This window comes from Cloacibacterium sp. (assembly GCF_047601505.1).
In the GTDB taxonomy this organism is placed as follows: domain Bacteria; phylum Bacteroidota; class Bacteroidia; order Flavobacteriales; family Weeksellaceae; genus Cloacibacterium.
The window spans coordinates 532,938-549,273 of sequence record NZ_JASGJD010000001.1 but is presented as its reverse complement, the minus strand read 5'-3'; the positions used below and the strand labels follow the sequence as shown (position 1 = coordinate 549,273).

Sequence of the window (16,336 nt, the reverse complement as noted above, 5' to 3'; positions counted from 1 at the left end):
TTTCTTCATATCAAATTAAATTTTTTCTGAAAGCTCGAGAATATTTTTCTCGGGCTTTTATTTTAAATTTTAATCAAACAAATTTCAATCGGTGAAGACTTTAAATATATTTGCCTAATATCCTATTATAATTTGCTGAGTTTTTTTTCAACATAAAAAATTAAAAAAGCAACAAAACAGAGAAAACTAATTATGAATGTTGAGTAAATATATTTTTCTTGATTCGCTATTAATAAAACAGCACTCACAACAAATATGCAAATAGAATAAATCAATAATAATTTTGATGAAATGTTATTTGCTAAATTCCAATTGTTTACATTTTTTGTGGATTTTTGAGTTCTATATCCAAAAAATGAATTAATATTTTTCGGTTTGAAAATATAAAAAACAATACTTATAATCAATAAAAAGCTGGGATCTAATAATGGTTTTAAACTTGTCATAAATACTCTATTTTTTAAAATAAATTACACATTATGAATTGATTCAAAAAAAAACATTTATAAATCTAGTTATTTTTTTGAAAGATTTGGCTTTTATTTTTTAATTTTAGCAAGATTAGACAACTCAAAAAACAAGAGAACTTTTATTTTTGTAAAATGACAGCCGAAGAACATTTTAAAAGAATAAGGAAGGTTTTAATCTATATTGACGAGAACATCAACGAAGAACTTTCTCTGGAAAAGCTAGCAGAAATTGCCACTTATTCTCCATTTCATTTTCATAGAATTTTTCGCGCTGTTACTTCCGAAACATTGCAAGAATACATTACCAGAAAGCGTTTAGAAAAGTCTGCGATGATGCTTGCCCTCAAAAAAAATACAAGTTTAGAAGAAATTTACACTCAATTTGGTTTTAAAAGCAACGCAAATTTCAGTAAAACTTTCAAAAAATATTATGGTATTTCTCCAACCGAATTTAGAAAAAATTCACCTGAAAAATTTAGCAAGATTACCCAAAATGTTAGCAAGATTGGACAAAAAGAAGTGGTTTTTGAGCAATATCTTTACAACCTCAATCTAATAGAAAATTTTATGGAAGAAAACGCAAAAATTGAAGTAAAAGAAATGCCCGAAATTCATTTGGCATCAGTATTAAGTATTGGCGTTCAAAATATAGAAAATTCTTATAACAAACTTATAAATTGGGCAATTTCTAAAAATCTTTTTCCAAGAGAAAATGTAAAAATGATTACCGTTTATCACGATAGTTTCAAAGTTACTGCTCCTGATAAAGTGAGAATTCATGCGTGTATGTTGCTAAACGAACCCATAAAAACGGATGGCGAAATTTCCCCAGAAACGTTACCAAAAGGAAAATATATTGTGGGAAGTTTTTGTATCGAAATCAACGAATTTGAAAAAGCTTGGAACGGACTTTTCCTTTGGATGAAAGAAAATGGCTACGAATTCAGACGAAGCAATCCCTATGAAATTTACCACAATAATTTCAAAGAACATCCACAAAAAAAATGTATTGTAGATTTTTGCATTCCAATACTTTAGTTTTTTACCACTCAGCATAACTTTTTTACCATTCAGTAAAACTTATTTCTTTTTAGGAATGAGCCAAAATACCTTTGCTTCATCAAAAACAAAAAATTATGCAAACTCGAATTTTATCCTTCGTTTTAACCTTTGCTTTTACCTTAACTATATTCTCACAAATTACCATTTCTGGAAAAGTTTTAGGAAAGCACGGGAAACCTTTAAAAGACGTTTCTGTTACTTTGAAAGACACTTACGATGGTGCAACAACAGACGAATCTGGAAATTACAAATTTGAAACTTCTGAAAAAGGAAATTTAACGTTAGTTTTCTCCAATCCAAAATTTATAGAAATTGAAAAAAATATAGTTGTTGACAATAAAAACCTCATCATTAATACCGAATTAAAAGAATCTGTTAACGAAATAGACGCTGTGGTAATTTCCGCAGGAAGCATGGAAGCTGGCGATAAAAAAAGAGCTTCGGCACTTTTTAACACTTTAGATGTGCTTACAACTGCTGGAGCTAATGCACAAATTACTTCATTTTTAGAAACTCAGCCTGGAGTTCAAAAAGTGGGAGAATCTGAAGGATTATTTGTGAGAGGAGGAACCGGAACCGAAGCAAAATTCTTTATGGATGGGAATTTGGTTAATAATTATTTTGGAAATTCTGTGCCCGGAATAAAATCTATGGATAGATTAAACACTTCCCTCTTCAAAGGAAATGTATTTTCTAGCGGTGGTTATTCTGCTCTTTACGGACAAGCTTTATCTGCAATTTTGGCTTTAGAAAGCATCGATTTACCCGAAAGAAATTCAGCAGATTTTGGTATTTCTCCAATTTTCGCAAGTGCCGGAATTCAACGTGTAAATAACGAAAGAACCCATTCTTACGGCATTTCTTTAGGATATTCTAACTTAGAATTGATGCAAAAAGTTCTTAATTTCAATACAGATTTTGAAAAAGCTCCTAATAGTTTTTCGGGAAATGGAAATTTTAGAATCAAAACAAAAGGCGGCGGTTTTATAAAATATTACGGAAGTTATGATAACAATTCTATGAAACTCAACATGCCAAGTTTAGAAGATTATGCCGATGATAACAAAATCAATCAAAAAGGGAAAAATACCTTTCACTCGCTTTCTTACAGAGAAAAATTTGGAAAATATACTTTGAGTTTGGGAACTTCTTACACCTTCAACCAAAATATTTTAAATTTCAAAAACTATAAAAACGATGCAGAAGTTTTCAATTATGACATTGATTCTAAAGGAAATTACTTCAATGCAAAAGCGGTAATCGAGAGAAAATTATATAAAATTTCTAACATAAAAGCGGGTATTGAATTTAATGATTCTAACGAGAAAACTTGGGTTTCTGTAGCCAATGACAACTATATTTTCAAAGATAAAATCACTTCGCTTTTCGCCGAAACCAATTTAGGAATTAGCAATAATTTATCGGTTCAAATAGGAGCAAGAGCAGAAAATTCTGCTGCTATAAAACAATGGAATTTCTCACCGAGATTTGCATTAGGTTACAGAATTTCAAAAGATTGGACAAGTTCTCTTGCTTACGGAATTTTCTATCAAAACCCAGAAAGTAAATATTTTGATGCCAATTACAACCCCAATTATCAAAGAGCAGAACATTATATTTTTCAACTCCAAAGAACTGTGGATGGTAGAAGTTTGAGATTTGAAACCTATTACAAAAAATACGAAGATTTGGTAAAAACTTCTAATAATTTCTACAAACCAATTGCCATCAATAACAACGGAAGTGGCTATGCAAAGGGAATTGAACTTTTTTGGAGAGACAAAAAAACTTTAAAAAACATAGATTATTGGATTTCTTATTCTTATCTCGATTCTAAAAGAAATTATGTGAATTACAACCAACAACTTTTCCCAAATTTTGCAGCAAAACACACAATTTCTATCGTTGCTAAAAAATTTATTACCGCTTGGAAAACTGGTTTTAATTTTTCTTACAATTACAATTCCGGAAGACCTTATTATAATTTTGTAACTGAAAACGGAAATACTATTTTGAAAAACCAAGGACAAACCAAAGATTATAACGTATTGAATTTCAGCCTAAATTACGTGCCGAGTGTTGGCAAAAAAGATGCAAAATCTTTCTCTGTTTTTGTATTGTCAGTCAACAATGTTTTGGGTTCTAAAAATATATATGGCTATAATTTTTCGAGCGACGGAATGCGTTCTGCTGCCATAAAACCTCCAGTTAACACCTTCGTTTTTGTAGGTTGGTTCATTAGTTTTGGTACCGATAAAACACAAGAAGCTATTAATGGAAACTTGTAGGAAGTCAGAAGTCGGAAGTTGGAAGTCGGAAGTTTTGGGTGCGTAAAATACCCCTGTCATTGCGACGAAGGAAGCAATCTAGGGTGGCAAAATTTTTTCTGAAAATTTTGACGGGGTAGTAAAACCATTCAGACAAGAAAATCTACCGTTCGGTGAAGTAAAATTTAAAAAATTGAGAAGTAAATATATCTTTGAACCATAAAATTTAAACAAATAAAAAATATTTAACATGAAAACTTTACAAAAAACAATTTTAGCGCTTGCAATCACATTTACAACTACTTACAGCTTTGCTCAAACCGCTTACGAAAAGGCAATGTTGCCAAAAGTTCAAACTATAGAAATGCCAAAAGCCAATTTAGACGAATACACTGCACAAGCCAACGATTTTGCCAGAATTGGCGATAAAGAAAAAACACTTTGGCAACCTTATTATTATGCTGCTTTTTCTATCATTAAAAAAGGAAGAACTTTAATGCAACAAAATCAACTCTCACAATTGGATGATGTAGCAAAAGAAGCTCAAAATTATATTGACAAAGCAGAAGCGCTATCTCCCAACAATGCTGAAATATTTATTCTGAAAAAAATGAATCACGGTTTAAAAATGATAGTAAACCCAATGGAAAGATGGCAAACCGAAGGTCAGGCTGCTCAAGTTGCTTTAAATGAAGCTCAAAAATTAGACCCGGAAAATCCTAGAATTACCATAATGGAAGCCGAAGATTTGTATTTTACACCAGAACAATTTGGCGGTAACAAACAAAAAGGAATTGAACTTTTCAAAAAAGCACTAGAACAGTTTAAAACATACAAAACAAAAACTTCAATTGATCCAAATTGGGGACAAGAAGAAGCCAATTACATGATTTCTCAAGCTAAATAATCATTCGAATTAATTTTTTTTCTACCCTTTTTGCGCTTAGAGCGCAGAAAGGTTTTTTTATGTCGAAAATTTATTAACTCTCCGAATTTTCTATGCTTCTTTAGCATTCTAAAATAGAAAAAATGAAATTTTTTACAGTTCAGTACAAGAAAATTACGGTTCAGTTTTATAAAATTTGAAACCGTAGTTTGTCACAATATCTTTACATCAAGAAATTTAAACAGTTACAAAAAATCAATAAAACAATCTTTAAAATTTAAAAATTATGAAAACAAAATTATTACTCCTAATTACGACTTTCTTCTTACAATTCGCAAACGCACAAATGGACGACAAGTTCTATTATCCAAATAAAGTGATTAATCCAATTACACTTCCTCACGAAGAATTTAGTTTAAAGGTAGAACAGGATTCTATAACCGGAATTTTCTTCAAAAAAGAAAACCCAAAAGCTACTTTGGTATTTTTTCATGGCGCTGGCGGAAACGTTACTTACTTTCAAAAAATGGCCATTCCTTTTCTTAATGCTAATTATCAAGTAATTATGATAGATTTTAGAGGTTATGGTAAATCATCTGGAACGCCAACTCACTTAAATGTTGCAAAAGACGGACAACAATTTTTTGATTATTTAAAAAATAGAAAAGAGATTAAAAACACTAAAATTATCCTTTATGGACAATCTTTGGGAACTCAAATTGCTACACATTTGGCTAAAGAAAATTCTAAAGACATTTCTATGCTTATTTTAGATGGAGCTTTTACTTCTTTCACAGATTTGGCTTGCAGTTATAAACCTGAAGCTAAAGATGTTATCAAAAAATATCTTGTTTCGCCTTATTCTGCAAAAGAAGATATAAAATTGGTTTCTGTTCCCAAGATTTTAATTCATAGCAAGGAAGACAAAGACATTCCTTTTGCTTTAGGAAAAGAACTTTTCGAGACTGCTTCAGAACCAAAAAATTTCATCGAATACAGTGGAGACCACATCAAGGCTTTAATCATTAATCCGGATGTAATTATCACTAAAGTCAACGAAAATTTAAAGTAGAAACTAATTTTTACGATTCGGACTTTAAAAATTACGGTTCGGTTATATAAAATTTTAAAAACGCCTTTCTTAGAATACCTTTACATCAAGAAATTTAAAAACAATCACAAAATATTAATTAAAAAAACAAAACATTATGAAATCCGAAGGATTGCATAAGGCAAATGAAAAACAATTAAAAATATACTTATGAAAACGTACAACAACACACCAAACACAAAATTAGAAGAAGCAAAAAGAGCGGTTAAAAAAATTAAAGGCTTTTACATTCACGCTATTGTTTATATTTGTGTAAACCTTTTTATTATTATATCAAACAGTATAGAATCTAACCAAGGTTTTGCAAATGCTGATGGATATATGACAGCCCTTTTCTGGGGATTTGGATTATTAGCTCACGGAGTTTCTGTTTTTGCACCAAGTTTTATTTTGGGAAGAAACTGGGAAGAGAGAAAAATTCAAGAATACATGAATAAATAAGCTTTCAAAAACTATAATTTTAGGAAAAATGAATCTTGAGAAAATTAAAAAAAACGCACTTAATCTTCTGTATATCAACTTAATTATAAGTGTTTTTATCTTTATGATTGATGGAGGAGATAAAACCATACAAAGATATTTGTTGTATTTTTTAATCTCGGCAATGTACACTTTTTGCATCGGTTTGGGAAACAGCTATCTAAATGATTATCTGGATTCTAAATTCTCTTGGACCGAACAAACCAAAGAAAGAACCATTGCCGCCGTTATAGGAACTTTGCTCCTAAATATTATCCTTGTTTATGCTTGCAATTACATCAATTTCGTTTTGATACAAGGTAAAAGTCATGAAAAATTTTTCAACGGAGATTTGAATTTTATCAATTGGTTTTTTATTAATTTTTCTCTTCTCATTGCGGCAATTGGACATGCGAAAGGCTTTATGCTTGCCATGAAAAAAAATGCAAAGCAAGAAATAGTAGAACAAAAACTTATTGCCAAATCTGCCAATGCACAATTCGAAAGTCTCAAAAATCAATTAGACCCACATTTTCTGTTCAATTCTTTGAATGTTTTAGATTCTTTAATTGAGGAAAATCCTGCTTTGGCGCAACGTTTTACAAATTCTATGTCTAAAATTTATAGATATGTTCTCGAACAAAAAGACAAAGAAATGGTGACGGTAGAAGAAGAAATAAACTTTGCTAAAACCTATTGTGAATTGCTACAAACAAGATTCGAAGACGCTGTAACTTTTGAATTTACCATCTCCGAAGAAGACAAAAAAGGTTTTGTAGTGCCTCTTTCTTTGCAACTTTTATTAGAAAATGCCATCAAACATAATTTTGCAACTTCTTCTAAACCTTTGAATATCAAAATTTTTGTAGAAAACGGAAATCTTATTATTGAAAACAATTTACAACAAAGAGAACTTCCTCATAAATCTACAGGAGTTGGTTTGGCAAACATTGTTTCCAGATATAATTTGCTAACAGATAGAAATGTTTTTATAGAAAAATCTGAAGCTTTTTTCAGAGTAAAACTGCCGATTTTAAAAGAAAAAATAAAAGCGATGAATACATTTTCGCCATCACAAGAACAATCTGCTTACGAAAAAGCAGCAAAAAGAGTAGAAGAACTGAAAGGTTTCTACGGAAATTTAATCTCATACTGTGTTTTCATTCCGTTTCTTTTCTTCATCAATTGGAGAACTAATCCGTCATATTGGTGGGCTTTTTGGCCAATGCTAGGTTGGGGAATTGGAGTAATTTCTCATGCTTTCAAAACATTTGGTATTGGAAGAGATTGGGAAGAAAGACAGATAAAAAAATACATGGAAAAAGAAGATGAAAACGATAAAAAATGGAAATAACGATGGAAAATAAAGAATTTAACAAGAATATCGCTTATAAAAAAGCAGAAAAAAGAGTGAAAGAGATTAAAACTTATTATTACTTGGTTATCGGATTTCTAATTGTTGGATATTTTCTTATCAACAAAAATTACAACGGAAATTTAGCTGATATTGCGAAAAATTATACCGTTTGGATGGTTATTTTATGGGGAATTTTCCTTGCTGGTTATGGCATTTACCTTTTCGTTCCTTTTTTTAACAATTGGGAAGAAAGAAAAACCAAAGAATTAATGAATAAACAACTCAAAAACAAATAATTATGGAAAATAACGATATAGAAAAAATGAAATACGAAGCAGCAAAAGAACATGTTGCCAGAATTAGAAAATTTGTAGTTAGTTTGCTCATTTTCTGCATATTATTTTTATTATTTTACGGTTCAGATTTATTTTCTTTTGATAAATTCAATTTTGGTTTCGGAAGAATTTCAATAATTTTTTGGATTTGGGGAATTATATTAGCCGTGAAAGCCGTAAAACTTTTTGTTTTAGACTATGATTGGGAAAGAAAAACAATAGAAAAATACATCAAAAACGAAGAAAATGGAAATAATTAATAACGAAAACAATATCAAATACTTAAATGCAAAAAAAAGAGTAAAACAAGTAAAAGGTTTTTACATTCATGCACTGGTTTTTGTATTGGTAAACATTCTTATAGTTGCTTTGAATTTTCAAAAAACAGGAAACTTTGAATTCAAAAATTTTTGGGGAACATTTTTCTGGGGAATCGGACTTACAGCACACGGTTTATCGGTTTTTTTGCCTAATTTCATCCTCGGGAAAAACTGGGAAGAAAAAAAAATTAGAGAATTGATGGACAAAGACAAAAACCAATCCTAAAATTCCCCTTCTCTCAGAAGGGGTGGCAAAATTTTCTTTCTCTCAGACAAAAAAAATTTAGAAAGAAAATTTTGACGGGGTAGTAAAAATATAAACATTTTGAAAATTAAAAGATGATTAAAACAATTATTATAGAAGACGAAAAACCAGCTGCCAGAAAACTAGAAAGACTTTTGAGCAATTTTTCTGATTTACAATTAGTTGCAACGCTCAATTCTGTAGAAGAAGCAATTGATTGGTTTTCTAAAAACGAACATCCTACGTTAATTTTTTCAGATATTGTTTTGGGAGATGGTTTGTCTTTTGATATTTTTGAAAAAATTCCAACCAAAAGTTTCATCATTTACACCACAGCTTTTGATCAATACACTTTAAAAGCCTTCAAACTCAATTCTATAGATTATCTTTTGAAGCCCATTTCGGAGGAAGATTTAGCTCAATCTATAGAAAAATTTAAAAATTTTTTACCTTCCGAAGAAACGCACAACGCTTTGGAAATGAAATCTTTAATTAAAGAAGAACAACCAAAACTTTCCAGAATTTTGGTAAAAATTGGATATAATTTGAAAGTGATAAAAACCGAAGAAATTTGTTGTTTTTACTCCGAAAATAAGATTGTATATGCGCAAACTTTAGAACGCAGTTTTCCCACAGATTTTACGCTAGACGAACTGGAAGAAGTGCTAGACAAAAAGACTTTTTTCCGAGTGAACAGACAATTTATCATTAGTTCAGATTGTATTAAAAACATCCACACTTCTCCGTATTATAAAGTAGAATTACAGGCGCAACCTGCTGAAGAAATTACGGTAAGCAGAGAGCGTGTGAAAGATTTTAAGGATTGGTTGGTAAAGTAAATTTCAATTTTCAAGAATTATAAAACTCACTCGCAGAATTGATAAAATGATGAAAAGCTTCTGTAACTTCTTTCTGAATTTTGTTCGTTAAAGGAAACGGAACCATGTGAGAATATTCAAACGGAAAATCCTGAATTTCCACCTCAGTTTTTATATTTCTGTAACCACCTTGCAAAGTGTTGAGCGCTTCAATTGGAGGCGCAACTTCATCTTTTTCAAGAACATAGAGCTTTATTTGGTGATGCAGTTTTTTAATTCTTTCTTCTCTTTCTTTTTGAAAATAATTGTACCTCAACATCATTTTGAACCAACTTTCCTGCGGATGTAATTTCTCGTCCTGAAAATGTCCTAATCTTTCATCTTGTTGAAAATCAGAACTCAATAATTCTGCAAAAACAGATTGCATTTTGATGGCAGCTCTTGCATCCATAATGTATTTCGAAATCGGGAACATTCTGTCAATTGTCATTCCACCACAAAAACAGAATAATTTTGAGTTTTCAAAAATTCCTTCCGGATCAGCCATTTTTAAAATCATCGATAAAAACGAGCCAATAGAATAGCCAAATAAATCAATAGAAGTTTCTGGCGAAATACTTTTAACCTGATAATTTCTAATATTTTTAACTACTTGTATTACATCAGAATACGTCTGAAAACCAGACCAAAAAATTCTTTGAGGATGAGATTCTAATCGAGAACTAATTGCCGCATTTACAAAAGAACAATTGGTATTTTCGGGATATTTTTTTTGTCGGAATTGTGCTATTTCTAGCATTGCATGTCTATCGCTCCAAATTTCTTCGGCTCTGTTCATGTGAAATGCAATCGGGAAAAGGATAATTGCTTTTTTGGTTTTTTGAGCCAATTCATAAGCCCAAGGTAAATATTTATCCCACTTTTTCTCATTCAATCCATGGAAAAAAATAATCGTTCCTTCTGCAATTTCTACATCTGCTCTTTTTAGAATATAGTAATCAAAATGTTTGTTTCTTTCGATGTCAAAGTCTTTTGCATCAATCGCAGGAAAACCGTAAAGTGTGTATTTTTCGTTATTTTCTTTGAAATTTGCATGATGTTTTTCGCATGAAGTTTCACAGAAAGAACCATTTAACAAATCTGCTTTTTTAGATTGAAAAGGAATGGTTTCAATGGTTAAATTCAAATCCTTAATTACTTTAAAATCGCCTTCTTTTTCGAAGTTTTCCTTCAAAATGTCATATAATTTATTGTAATTCATAGGCTTGTTTTAAATATAACTTTAAAGTTGAGTGTTTTATTGCTTCAAAGCCTTTATTTATAAGGTTTTTTTGTATTCTAAACATAGAAAAAGCAGCCCGAATTGGACTGCTTTTCCTTAATTTTTTAAAAATAAGTTTCAACATTAATCTTTTTCAATTAAAATTTTTAATTCTTTATTCTCAACTCTTTTTGAAAAAAAATTTGCTAAAACTAAATTTGATTTATATACAATTACACTTTCGGATTTACTGATAATTAATTGAAAATCATTCGATTTTTGGATTTGAAAAGTAAATACTTTTTTTGCCCTTTTACCATTCTTAAAATCTTGCTTTTTAAGCAGATTTTCTTTTATTTGAATAGTCCTATTTTCAGAATCAAGTATTTTAATGTGAAAATCTTTCAATTGTAATCCAAAACCTCCAAGAAACCATATATCATAATTCCCTTTTTCTAGGAAAATAATAGAATGTAAATCTTTTAAATCTATTTGTTTTTTTATCATAGTTTTAAATTTTCAATTCTCCATTCTCAACTAATAACGCCGCTTCCCAACAATTCTTCGCCAACGTACCAAGCTGCAAATTGTCCTTCTGCAATTGCAGATTGTGGATTTTCAAATTCTATAAAAAATCCTTCTTCAAACTGATAAAGCGTAGCTTTTTCTAGCGGTTGTCTGTATCTAATTCTCGCTAAAACTTCCTTAGATTCTCCATTTTTAAGGCGTAAATCTTCTCTTATCCAATGAACTTCAGAATTGTCAATTTTAAGAGCTTTTCTATACAATCCAGGGAAATTTCTTCCTTCTCCAACATAAACCAAATTATTTTCCATATCTCTGGAAATGAGAAAACAAGACTCTTTATGACCGCCAATTCCCAAACCTTTACTTTGACCAATCGTATAGAATTGTGCACCTTGATGTTTGCCAATTACTTTTCCGTCAGATTTTTTATAATTGATTTTTGCGGAGAGAAATTCCAATTCTTCTAATTTTGAAGTAAATTCAGGTTTTTCTTTGTGATATTCAGCAAAATCACTGAAAATTTCTACAATTTCGCCTTCTTTAGCTTTTAATTGTTGCTGAAGAAAAGTGGGCAAACTTACTTTCCCAATGAAACAAAGACCTTGAGAATCTTTTTTATCTGCCGTTGCCAATTCCATTTCTCTGGCAATTTCTCTTACTTGAGGTTTGGTAAGCTCACCAATCGGGAAAAGTGCTTTAGAAAGCTGTTTTTGATTAAGCTGACACAAGAAATAACTTTGGTCTTTATTATTATCCTTCCCTGCCAAAAGTTGATATACGTCTTCCCCATTTTCGTTAGAAAAAGAATCTAATCTGGCATAATGTCCCGTTGCTACTTTATCTGCGCCTAGCGAAAGTGCGGTTTCCAGAAAAACATCAAATTTCACTTCTCGGTTACAGAGAACATCAGGATTTGGGGTTCTTCCCTTTTCGTATTCGGCAAACATATAATCTACAATACGTTCTTTGTAGAGTTCGCTCATATCGATCACTTGAAACGGAATTCCTAGTTTTTTTGCGACGAGAAGTGCATCATTACTGTCCTCAATCCACGGACATTCGTCTTCTAAAGTTACGGAAGCATCGTTCCAATTTCTCATAAAAAGCCCGATTACTTCGTGCCCTTGTTGCTGCAAAAGATACGCTGCAACGCTAGAATCTACGCCTCCAGAAAGGCCTACTACTATTTTCATTTTATTCAATTTTACGAGACTCTTAACGGGAGTCCTTAGGTTTGATGCCACAAAAATACAACAATATTTTTACAAATTTTCAGAAGCAAGACATTTAGAAATTCTATCACGCTCAGTCCCGCTGTACGCACTCGCTTCCCGAAAAAAAATTTCTTCGGGAGAGCTCAAACAATGCTACATCGGGGCTATAAATCACTTTTTTCGAATTCTTTTCAACCTACATTTCGATTAAAATTACCGAATTATCAATTTTACGTCTCATCACATCGTCTAATTTTTATATTTTTACAAAGAAAATCAATTCAAATAATGAAAAAACTAATTCTCACTTTAATATTCCTTTCGTCAACGTTTGCTTTTGCCCAAATTAACGAATCTTCCTCTATAAACTCAGGAAAATGGACTTTTGGTGGTTCTGCAAGTATTAACGGTACTTTTGGCACTTATTCTACCTTCGGAGTTTCTGTTGCGCCAAGAGTGGGTTACAAAATTTCGGAGAATTTAGAATTTGGCGGAATTGCAAGTTTCAGTTTATTAGATTCTGACCTCTACTCTACTACTCTTTTCGGTATTGGCCCTTATGCAAACTATTATTTTGCGAGAAATTTTTATGCTACTGCACAATTTCAAGAATATATTATTACTCAAAAACTTAAAGGAACAAAAGATAGAACAGGAAGAGATGAAGCTGCATTATACTTTGGAGGAGGTTACATAACGAAGGTTGGAAACAACATTTATATGCAAATTGGCGCCATGTATAACGTACTTTGGAAACAAAACGGCAGTATTTTCAGTAGTGGATTTACACCACAAGTTGGAGTGGTTTTTGGGTTGTAAAAAATAATAACATGAAAAATATATTCTTTTTATTTTTTTTGAGCTTTAGTATGAATTTAGCATACTCTCAGAATAATTTTAAAATCATTCCACCTAAAGGCTGGAAAGAATTTCAAAAATCGGATATCATTAATAGTTTAAACAACAAATATATTTTTCCCGAAAAAACAAAACAAGAAATAATAAAGAACAATCAATCTGTTCAAATTTCAAGATTTGGTGCTCCTTATAAAAAAGGAACTTATACTCCTAATATCCAAGTTCTTTTAAGACCTAACGCTACTAAATCTATTATAGATTTTAAAAAATCTTTAGAAATTAGCTTAAAAGGATTTTCAAATTCTATTGAAGATTTTCAAATTACTGATTCCCTTAAAGAGATAAAAATTGGTGGTAAAGATGGTCTTATTACTAAATTTGAAGGATACCTTAAAACAAATAATGGGGAAAAGGTATTTTTCAGGAGTACTTTAATTGCAATTCCAAATGATGATACTTTTTATCAAATAACTTTAAATGATACAAATATTGATTCATGTGAAGAAGATTTTCAAAAAGTTATTAATTCAATAGAAATAAACTAAAAAAGCCTCCGAAAATTTCGAAGGCTTCTATTTTTATGCTTTTTCTTTAGACTTCTTTGGCGTTTCACCTTCTAAAGCATCTTTGGCATCATTCAGTTTTAAAACAACTTCTTCGCCTTCTGTAAACTGTTTGTTTACGAGCATTTCTGCTAAAAGGTCTTCTATATATTTTTGGATAGCTCGTTTTAGAGGTCTCGCTCCAAAATCTTTGTCCCAACCTTTTTCTGCGATAAAATCTTTGGCTTCATCCGTTAACTGAACTTTGTAGTTTAGTTTTTCTAAACGTTTGTATAATTTACCAAGTTCTAGGTCTATAATTTTCTTAATATCTTCTTTTTCAAGAGAATTAAAGATAATAATATCGTCTATTCTGTTTAAAAACTCTGGTGCAAAAGCTTTTTTAAGAGCATTTTCTATCGTAGCTCTCGCTCTGGCATCAGAAGAAGATTTTTTAGCATTGGTACCAAATCCTACTCCATCACCGAAATCTTTTAAATCTCTGGTTCCGATGTTAGACGTTAATATAATAATGGTATTGCGGAAATCTACTTTTCTGCCCAAAGAATCGGTAACATGACCTTCGTCTAAAATTTGTAACAAAATATTAAAAACATCTGGATGCGCTTTTTCTATTTCGTCTAACAAAACTACAGCATAAGGTTTTCTACGAACAGCTTCGGTTAATTGTCCTCCTTCTTCGTAACCAACGTATCCTGGAGGCGCACCCACCAATCTGGAAACTGCAAATTTTTCCATATATTCGCTCATATCAATTCTGATTAAAGCTTCATCAGAATCAAATAATTCGCGAGCCATTACTTTTGCCAACTCAGTTTTACCAACCCCTGTTGTTCCAAGGAAAATAAATGTACCAATTGGTCTGTTTGGGTCTTTAAGACCTGCTCTGTTTCTTTGAATGGCTTTGACCACTTTTTTTACTGCATCTTCTTGACCGATTACTTTTCCGTTCAGCATATTATCCATTCCTGCCAATTTATCCATTTCGTTTTTGCCTACTTTGGTAACAGGAACGCCAGACATCATAGAAACTACCTCTGCTACATTTTCTTCGGTAACTTCTTCTTTTTTCTCTTTAACTTCTTTATCCCATTTATCTTGAGCGGCAGCTAATTCCATTTGAAGACGTTCTTCTTCGTCTTTCAATTTTCTAGCTTCCAGATAATCTTGGGCTTTTACAGCTTTTTGTTTTAGTTCTTTAATTTCCTCAATTTTAGCTTCGTGCTCAATAATTTCGGTAGGAACTTTCATATTTTTGATATACACTCTAGAGCCCGCTTCGTCCATTGCATCAATCGCTTTGTCTGGTAAAAAACGGTCTGTAATATATCTTGCTGTTAAATTTACACAAGCGGCAATAGCTTCTTGCGTATAAGTTACATTGTGATGGTCTTCGTATTTGTCTTTAATTTGATTCAAAATCAAAATCGTTTCTTCAATAGAGGTTGGTTCTACCATTACTTTTTGGAAACGACGTTCTAAAGCACCATCTTTTTCTATGTATTGACGATATTCGTCTAAAGTTGTAGCTCCAATGCATTGAATTTCGCCTCTTGCCAATGCTGGTTTAAACATATTAGAAGCATCTAAACTACCTGTAGAACTACCAGCACCAACAATGGTATGAAGTTCGTCTATGAAAAGAATTACATCACGATTTTTTTCTAATTCCGTCATGATAGCTTTCATTCTTTCTTCGAACTGACCTCTATATTTTGTGCCAGCAACTAAACTTGCCAAGTCTAAAGTGATTACTCTTTTACCAAAAAGCACTCTAGAAACTTTTTTCTGATGAATTCTAAGTGCCAAACCTTCAGCAATTGCAGATTTACCAACACCAGGTTCACCAATTAAAAGCGGATTATTTTTCTTACGTCTTGACAGGATCTGAGAAACTCTTTCAATTTCTTTTTCTCTACCAATTACGGGGTCTAGTTTTCCTTCGGAAGCCAGAGCTGTAAGGTCTCTACCAAAATTATCCAGCGTTGGAGTTTTGCTTTTTCCGGCAGCAATATTTCCAGTTGGCTTTTTCATTTGTCCATATTCTTCACGCTCTTCATCGTCATCGTACGCAGAACTTTTTGGCAACTGGCCAGAATTTTTAAGCATTGCTCTATATTCTTTCACAACACTTTCATAATCAATATCATAAGAACCTAAAATACTGGTTGAAGGGTCTTCAATTTTGTATAAAATACCTAAAAGAAGGTGCACGGTATTAATTTCGGAAGATTTATATTGTCTGCTTTCTAAATCTGCTCTTTTCAAGGCATAATCTGCAAGTTTAGTTAACGAAATACTATCCTTTTCTTCAGCAAAAGGATTGGTATTAACATTCATGTTTTCTATTTTTCTTCTAATTTGAGTAAGGTCTGCTTGTAGATTTTCTAGAATATCTTTTGCAGAATTATCAGTTTTAATAATTCCTAGCAAAAAATGCTCTGTAGAAAGGAACTCGCTTTGCAGTCTCTTTGCCTCACTTTTACTTTGTTTGAAGACTTTGTTTAAGCCTTCTGAGAATTTATTTTCCATAGCGATTTTCTCATTAATAAATTGTATAAATAAGACCAAAATCTTATTTAC

17 protein-coding genes are annotated in these 16,336 nt (G+C 31.4%); 12 read left to right on the top strand and 5 right to left on the bottom strand.

From position 1 onward, the window contains the following. Positions 1 to 125: 125 nt before the first annotated feature. The gene (locus QM746_RS02515; protein ID WP_414982771.1) at positions 126 to 446 is read right to left on the bottom strand and encodes an SdpI family protein; all 321 of its coding nucleotides are present in this window, start codon (positions 444 to 446) and stop codon (positions 126 to 128) included. Between the two features lie 156 nt (positions 447 to 602). Here QM746_RS02515 and QM746_RS02510 point away from each other — a divergent pair, with 156 nt between their 5' ends. From QM746_RS02510 to QM746_RS02465, 10 genes are all read left to right on the top strand, one after another. Then, positions 603 to 1,508 (top strand): AraC family transcriptional regulator, encoded by a 906-nt coding sequence (locus QM746_RS02510; protein WP_414982770.1) that lies wholly within the window; start codon positions 603 to 605, stop codon positions 1,506 to 1,508. A 98-nt stretch (positions 1,509 to 1,606) separates the two neighbouring features. Beyond that, complete coding sequence (locus QM746_RS02505) at positions 1,607 to 3,820, top strand: TonB-dependent receptor domain-containing protein (RefSeq protein WP_414982769.1); 2,214 nt, start codon at positions 1,607 to 1,609, stop codon at positions 3,818 to 3,820. A 229-nt stretch (positions 3,821 to 4,049) separates the two neighbouring features. Beyond that, on the top strand, positions 4,050 to 4,706 hold the full coding sequence (locus QM746_RS02500) for a hypothetical protein (RefSeq protein ID WP_414982768.1): 657 nt from the start codon (positions 4,050 to 4,052) through the stop codon (positions 4,704 to 4,706). A gap of 265 nt (positions 4,707 to 4,971) precedes the next feature. Then, complete coding sequence (locus tag QM746_RS02495) at positions 4,972 to 5,757, top strand: alpha/beta hydrolase (protein ID WP_414982767.1); 786 nt, start codon at positions 4,972 to 4,974, stop codon at positions 5,755 to 5,757. 189 nt (positions 5,758 to 5,946) lie between these two features. Next, on the top strand, positions 5,947 to 6,237 hold the full coding sequence (locus tag QM746_RS02490; protein WP_414982766.1) for a 2TM domain-containing protein: 291 nt from the start codon (positions 5,947 to 5,949) through the stop codon (positions 6,235 to 6,237). Between the two features lie 28 nt (positions 6,238 to 6,265). Continuing rightward, a complete protein-coding gene (locus tag QM746_RS02485; protein ID WP_414982765.1) occupies positions 6,266 to 7,609 on the top strand; it encodes a 2TM domain-containing protein in 1,344 nt (447 codons plus the stop codon). Further along, entirely contained in the window at positions 7,600 to 7,908 is a 309-nt protein-coding gene (locus QM746_RS02480) for a 2TM domain-containing protein (RefSeq protein ID WP_414982764.1), read from the top strand. Before QM746_RS02485 ends, QM746_RS02480 begins: the two co-directional genes overlap by 10 nt. Positions 7,909 to 7,910: 2 nt before the next feature. Beyond that, positions 7,911 to 8,207 carry a 2TM domain-containing protein gene (locus tag QM746_RS02475; RefSeq protein ID WP_414982763.1) on the top strand — a complete coding sequence of 99 codons (297 nt, stop codon included), beginning with the start codon at positions 7,911 to 7,913 and terminating at the stop codon, positions 8,205 to 8,207. Next, on the top strand, positions 8,194 to 8,493 hold the full coding sequence (locus QM746_RS02470) for a 2TM domain-containing protein (RefSeq protein WP_414982762.1): 300 nt from the start codon (positions 8,194 to 8,196) through the stop codon (positions 8,491 to 8,493). The genes QM746_RS02475 and QM746_RS02470 overlap by 14 nt, the downstream gene beginning before the upstream one ends. Before the next feature lie 113 nt (positions 8,494 to 8,606). Next, the gene (locus QM746_RS02465) at positions 8,607 to 9,350 is read left to right on the top strand and encodes a LytR/AlgR family response regulator transcription factor (RefSeq protein ID WP_414982761.1); all 744 of its coding nucleotides are present in this window, start codon (positions 8,607 to 8,609) and stop codon (positions 9,348 to 9,350) included. Positions 9,351 to 9,360: 10 nt separating this feature from the next. Here QM746_RS02465 and QM746_RS02460 read toward each other — a convergent pair whose 3' ends face one another. The 3 genes from QM746_RS02460 to mnmA all read right to left on the bottom strand — a co-directional run bounded on the left by QM746_RS02460 (position 9,361) and on the right by mnmA (position 12,320). Next, the gene (locus QM746_RS02460) at positions 9,361 to 10,590 is read right to left on the bottom strand and encodes a DUF6051 family protein (RefSeq protein ID WP_414982760.1); all 1,230 of its coding nucleotides are present in this window, start codon (positions 10,588 to 10,590) and stop codon (positions 9,361 to 9,363) included. Positions 10,591 to 10,734: 144 nt separating this feature from the next. After that, the gene (locus QM746_RS02455) at positions 10,735 to 11,097 is read right to left on the bottom strand and encodes a hypothetical protein (protein WP_414982759.1); all 363 of its coding nucleotides are present in this window, start codon (positions 11,095 to 11,097) and stop codon (positions 10,735 to 10,737) included. 26 nt (positions 11,098 to 11,123) lie between these two features. Next, positions 11,124 to 12,320 carry a tRNA 2-thiouridine(34) synthase MnmA gene (mnmA, locus tag QM746_RS02450; RefSeq protein ID WP_414982758.1) on the bottom strand — a complete coding sequence of 399 codons (1,197 nt, stop codon included), beginning with the start codon at positions 12,318 to 12,320 and terminating at the stop codon, positions 11,124 to 11,126. Positions 12,321 to 12,620: 300 nt separating this feature from the next. Between mnmA and QM746_RS02445 the strand changes: the two genes are divergently transcribed. Both QM746_RS02445 and QM746_RS02440 read left to right on the top strand, forming a co-directional pair. Beyond that, positions 12,621 to 13,151: a hypothetical protein gene (locus QM746_RS02445; protein ID WP_414982757.1), complete on the top strand. Its 531-nt coding sequence runs from the start codon at positions 12,621 to 12,623 to the stop codon at positions 13,149 to 13,151. A gap of 11 nt (positions 13,152 to 13,162) precedes the next feature. After that, on the top strand, positions 13,163 to 13,735 hold the full coding sequence (locus QM746_RS02440; RefSeq protein ID WP_414982756.1) for a hypothetical protein: 573 nt from the start codon (positions 13,163 to 13,165) through the stop codon (positions 13,733 to 13,735). A gap of 33 nt (positions 13,736 to 13,768) precedes the next feature. Here the strand turns inward: QM746_RS02440 and QM746_RS02435 are convergent, their stop codons facing one another. After that, positions 13,769 to 16,285: an ATP-dependent Clp protease ATP-binding subunit gene (locus QM746_RS02435; RefSeq protein ID WP_414982755.1), complete on the bottom strand. Its 2,517-nt coding sequence runs from the start codon at positions 16,283 to 16,285 to the stop codon at positions 13,769 to 13,771. Positions 16,286 to 16,336 lie beyond the last annotated feature (51 nt).

Excerpts from the sequence above, each read along its gene's own strand:
- QM746_RS02455 (WP_414982759.1), bottom strand. The coding sequence starts at position 11,097 with ATGATAAAAAAACAAATAGATTTAAAAGATTTACATTCTATTATTTTC.
- QM746_RS02460 (WP_414982760.1), bottom strand. The coding sequence starts at position 10,590 with ATGAATTACAATAAATTATATGACATTTTGAAGGAAAACTTCGAAAAA.
- QM746_RS02440 (WP_414982756.1), top strand. The coding sequence starts at position 13,163 with ATGAAAAATATATTCTTTTTATTTTTTTTGAGCTTTAGTATGAATTTA.
- QM746_RS02465 (WP_414982761.1), top strand. The coding sequence starts at position 8,607 with ATGATTAAAACAATTATTATAGAAGACGAAAAACCAGCTGCCAGAAAA.
- QM746_RS02490 (WP_414982766.1), top strand. The coding sequence starts at position 5,947 with ATGAAAACGTACAACAACACACCAAACACAAAATTAGAAGAAGCAAAA.
- QM746_RS02495 (WP_414982767.1), top strand. The coding sequence starts at position 4,972 with ATGAAAACAAAATTATTACTCCTAATTACGACTTTCTTCTTACAATTC.
- QM746_RS02505 (WP_414982769.1), top strand. The coding sequence starts at position 1,607 with ATGCAAACTCGAATTTTATCCTTCGTTTTAACCTTTGCTTTTACCTTA.
- QM746_RS02435 (WP_414982755.1), bottom strand. The coding sequence starts at position 16,285 with ATGGAAAATAAATTCTCAGAAGGCTTAAACAAAGTCTTCAAACAAAGT.
- QM746_RS02445 (WP_414982757.1), top strand. The coding sequence starts at position 12,621 with ATGAAAAAACTAATTCTCACTTTAATATTCCTTTCGTCAACGTTTGCT.
- QM746_RS02475 (WP_414982763.1), top strand. The coding sequence starts at position 7,911 with ATGGAAAATAACGATATAGAAAAAATGAAATACGAAGCAGCAAAAGAA.
- QM746_RS02470 (WP_414982762.1), top strand. The coding sequence starts at position 8,194 with ATGGAAATAATTAATAACGAAAACAATATCAAATACTTAAATGCAAAA.
- QM746_RS02500 (WP_414982768.1), top strand. The coding sequence starts at position 4,050 with ATGAAAACTTTACAAAAAACAATTTTAGCGCTTGCAATCACATTTACA.
- QM746_RS02510 (WP_414982770.1), top strand. The coding sequence starts at position 603 with ATGACAGCCGAAGAACATTTTAAAAGAATAAGGAAGGTTTTAATCTAT.
- QM746_RS02515 (WP_414982771.1), bottom strand. The coding sequence starts at position 446 with ATGACAAGTTTAAAACCATTATTAGATCCCAGCTTTTTATTGATTATA.
- QM746_RS02485 (WP_414982765.1), top strand. The coding sequence starts at position 6,266 with ATGAATCTTGAGAAAATTAAAAAAAACGCACTTAATCTTCTGTATATC.
- QM746_RS02480 (WP_414982764.1), top strand. The coding sequence starts at position 7,600 with ATGGAAATAACGATGGAAAATAAAGAATTTAACAAGAATATCGCTTAT.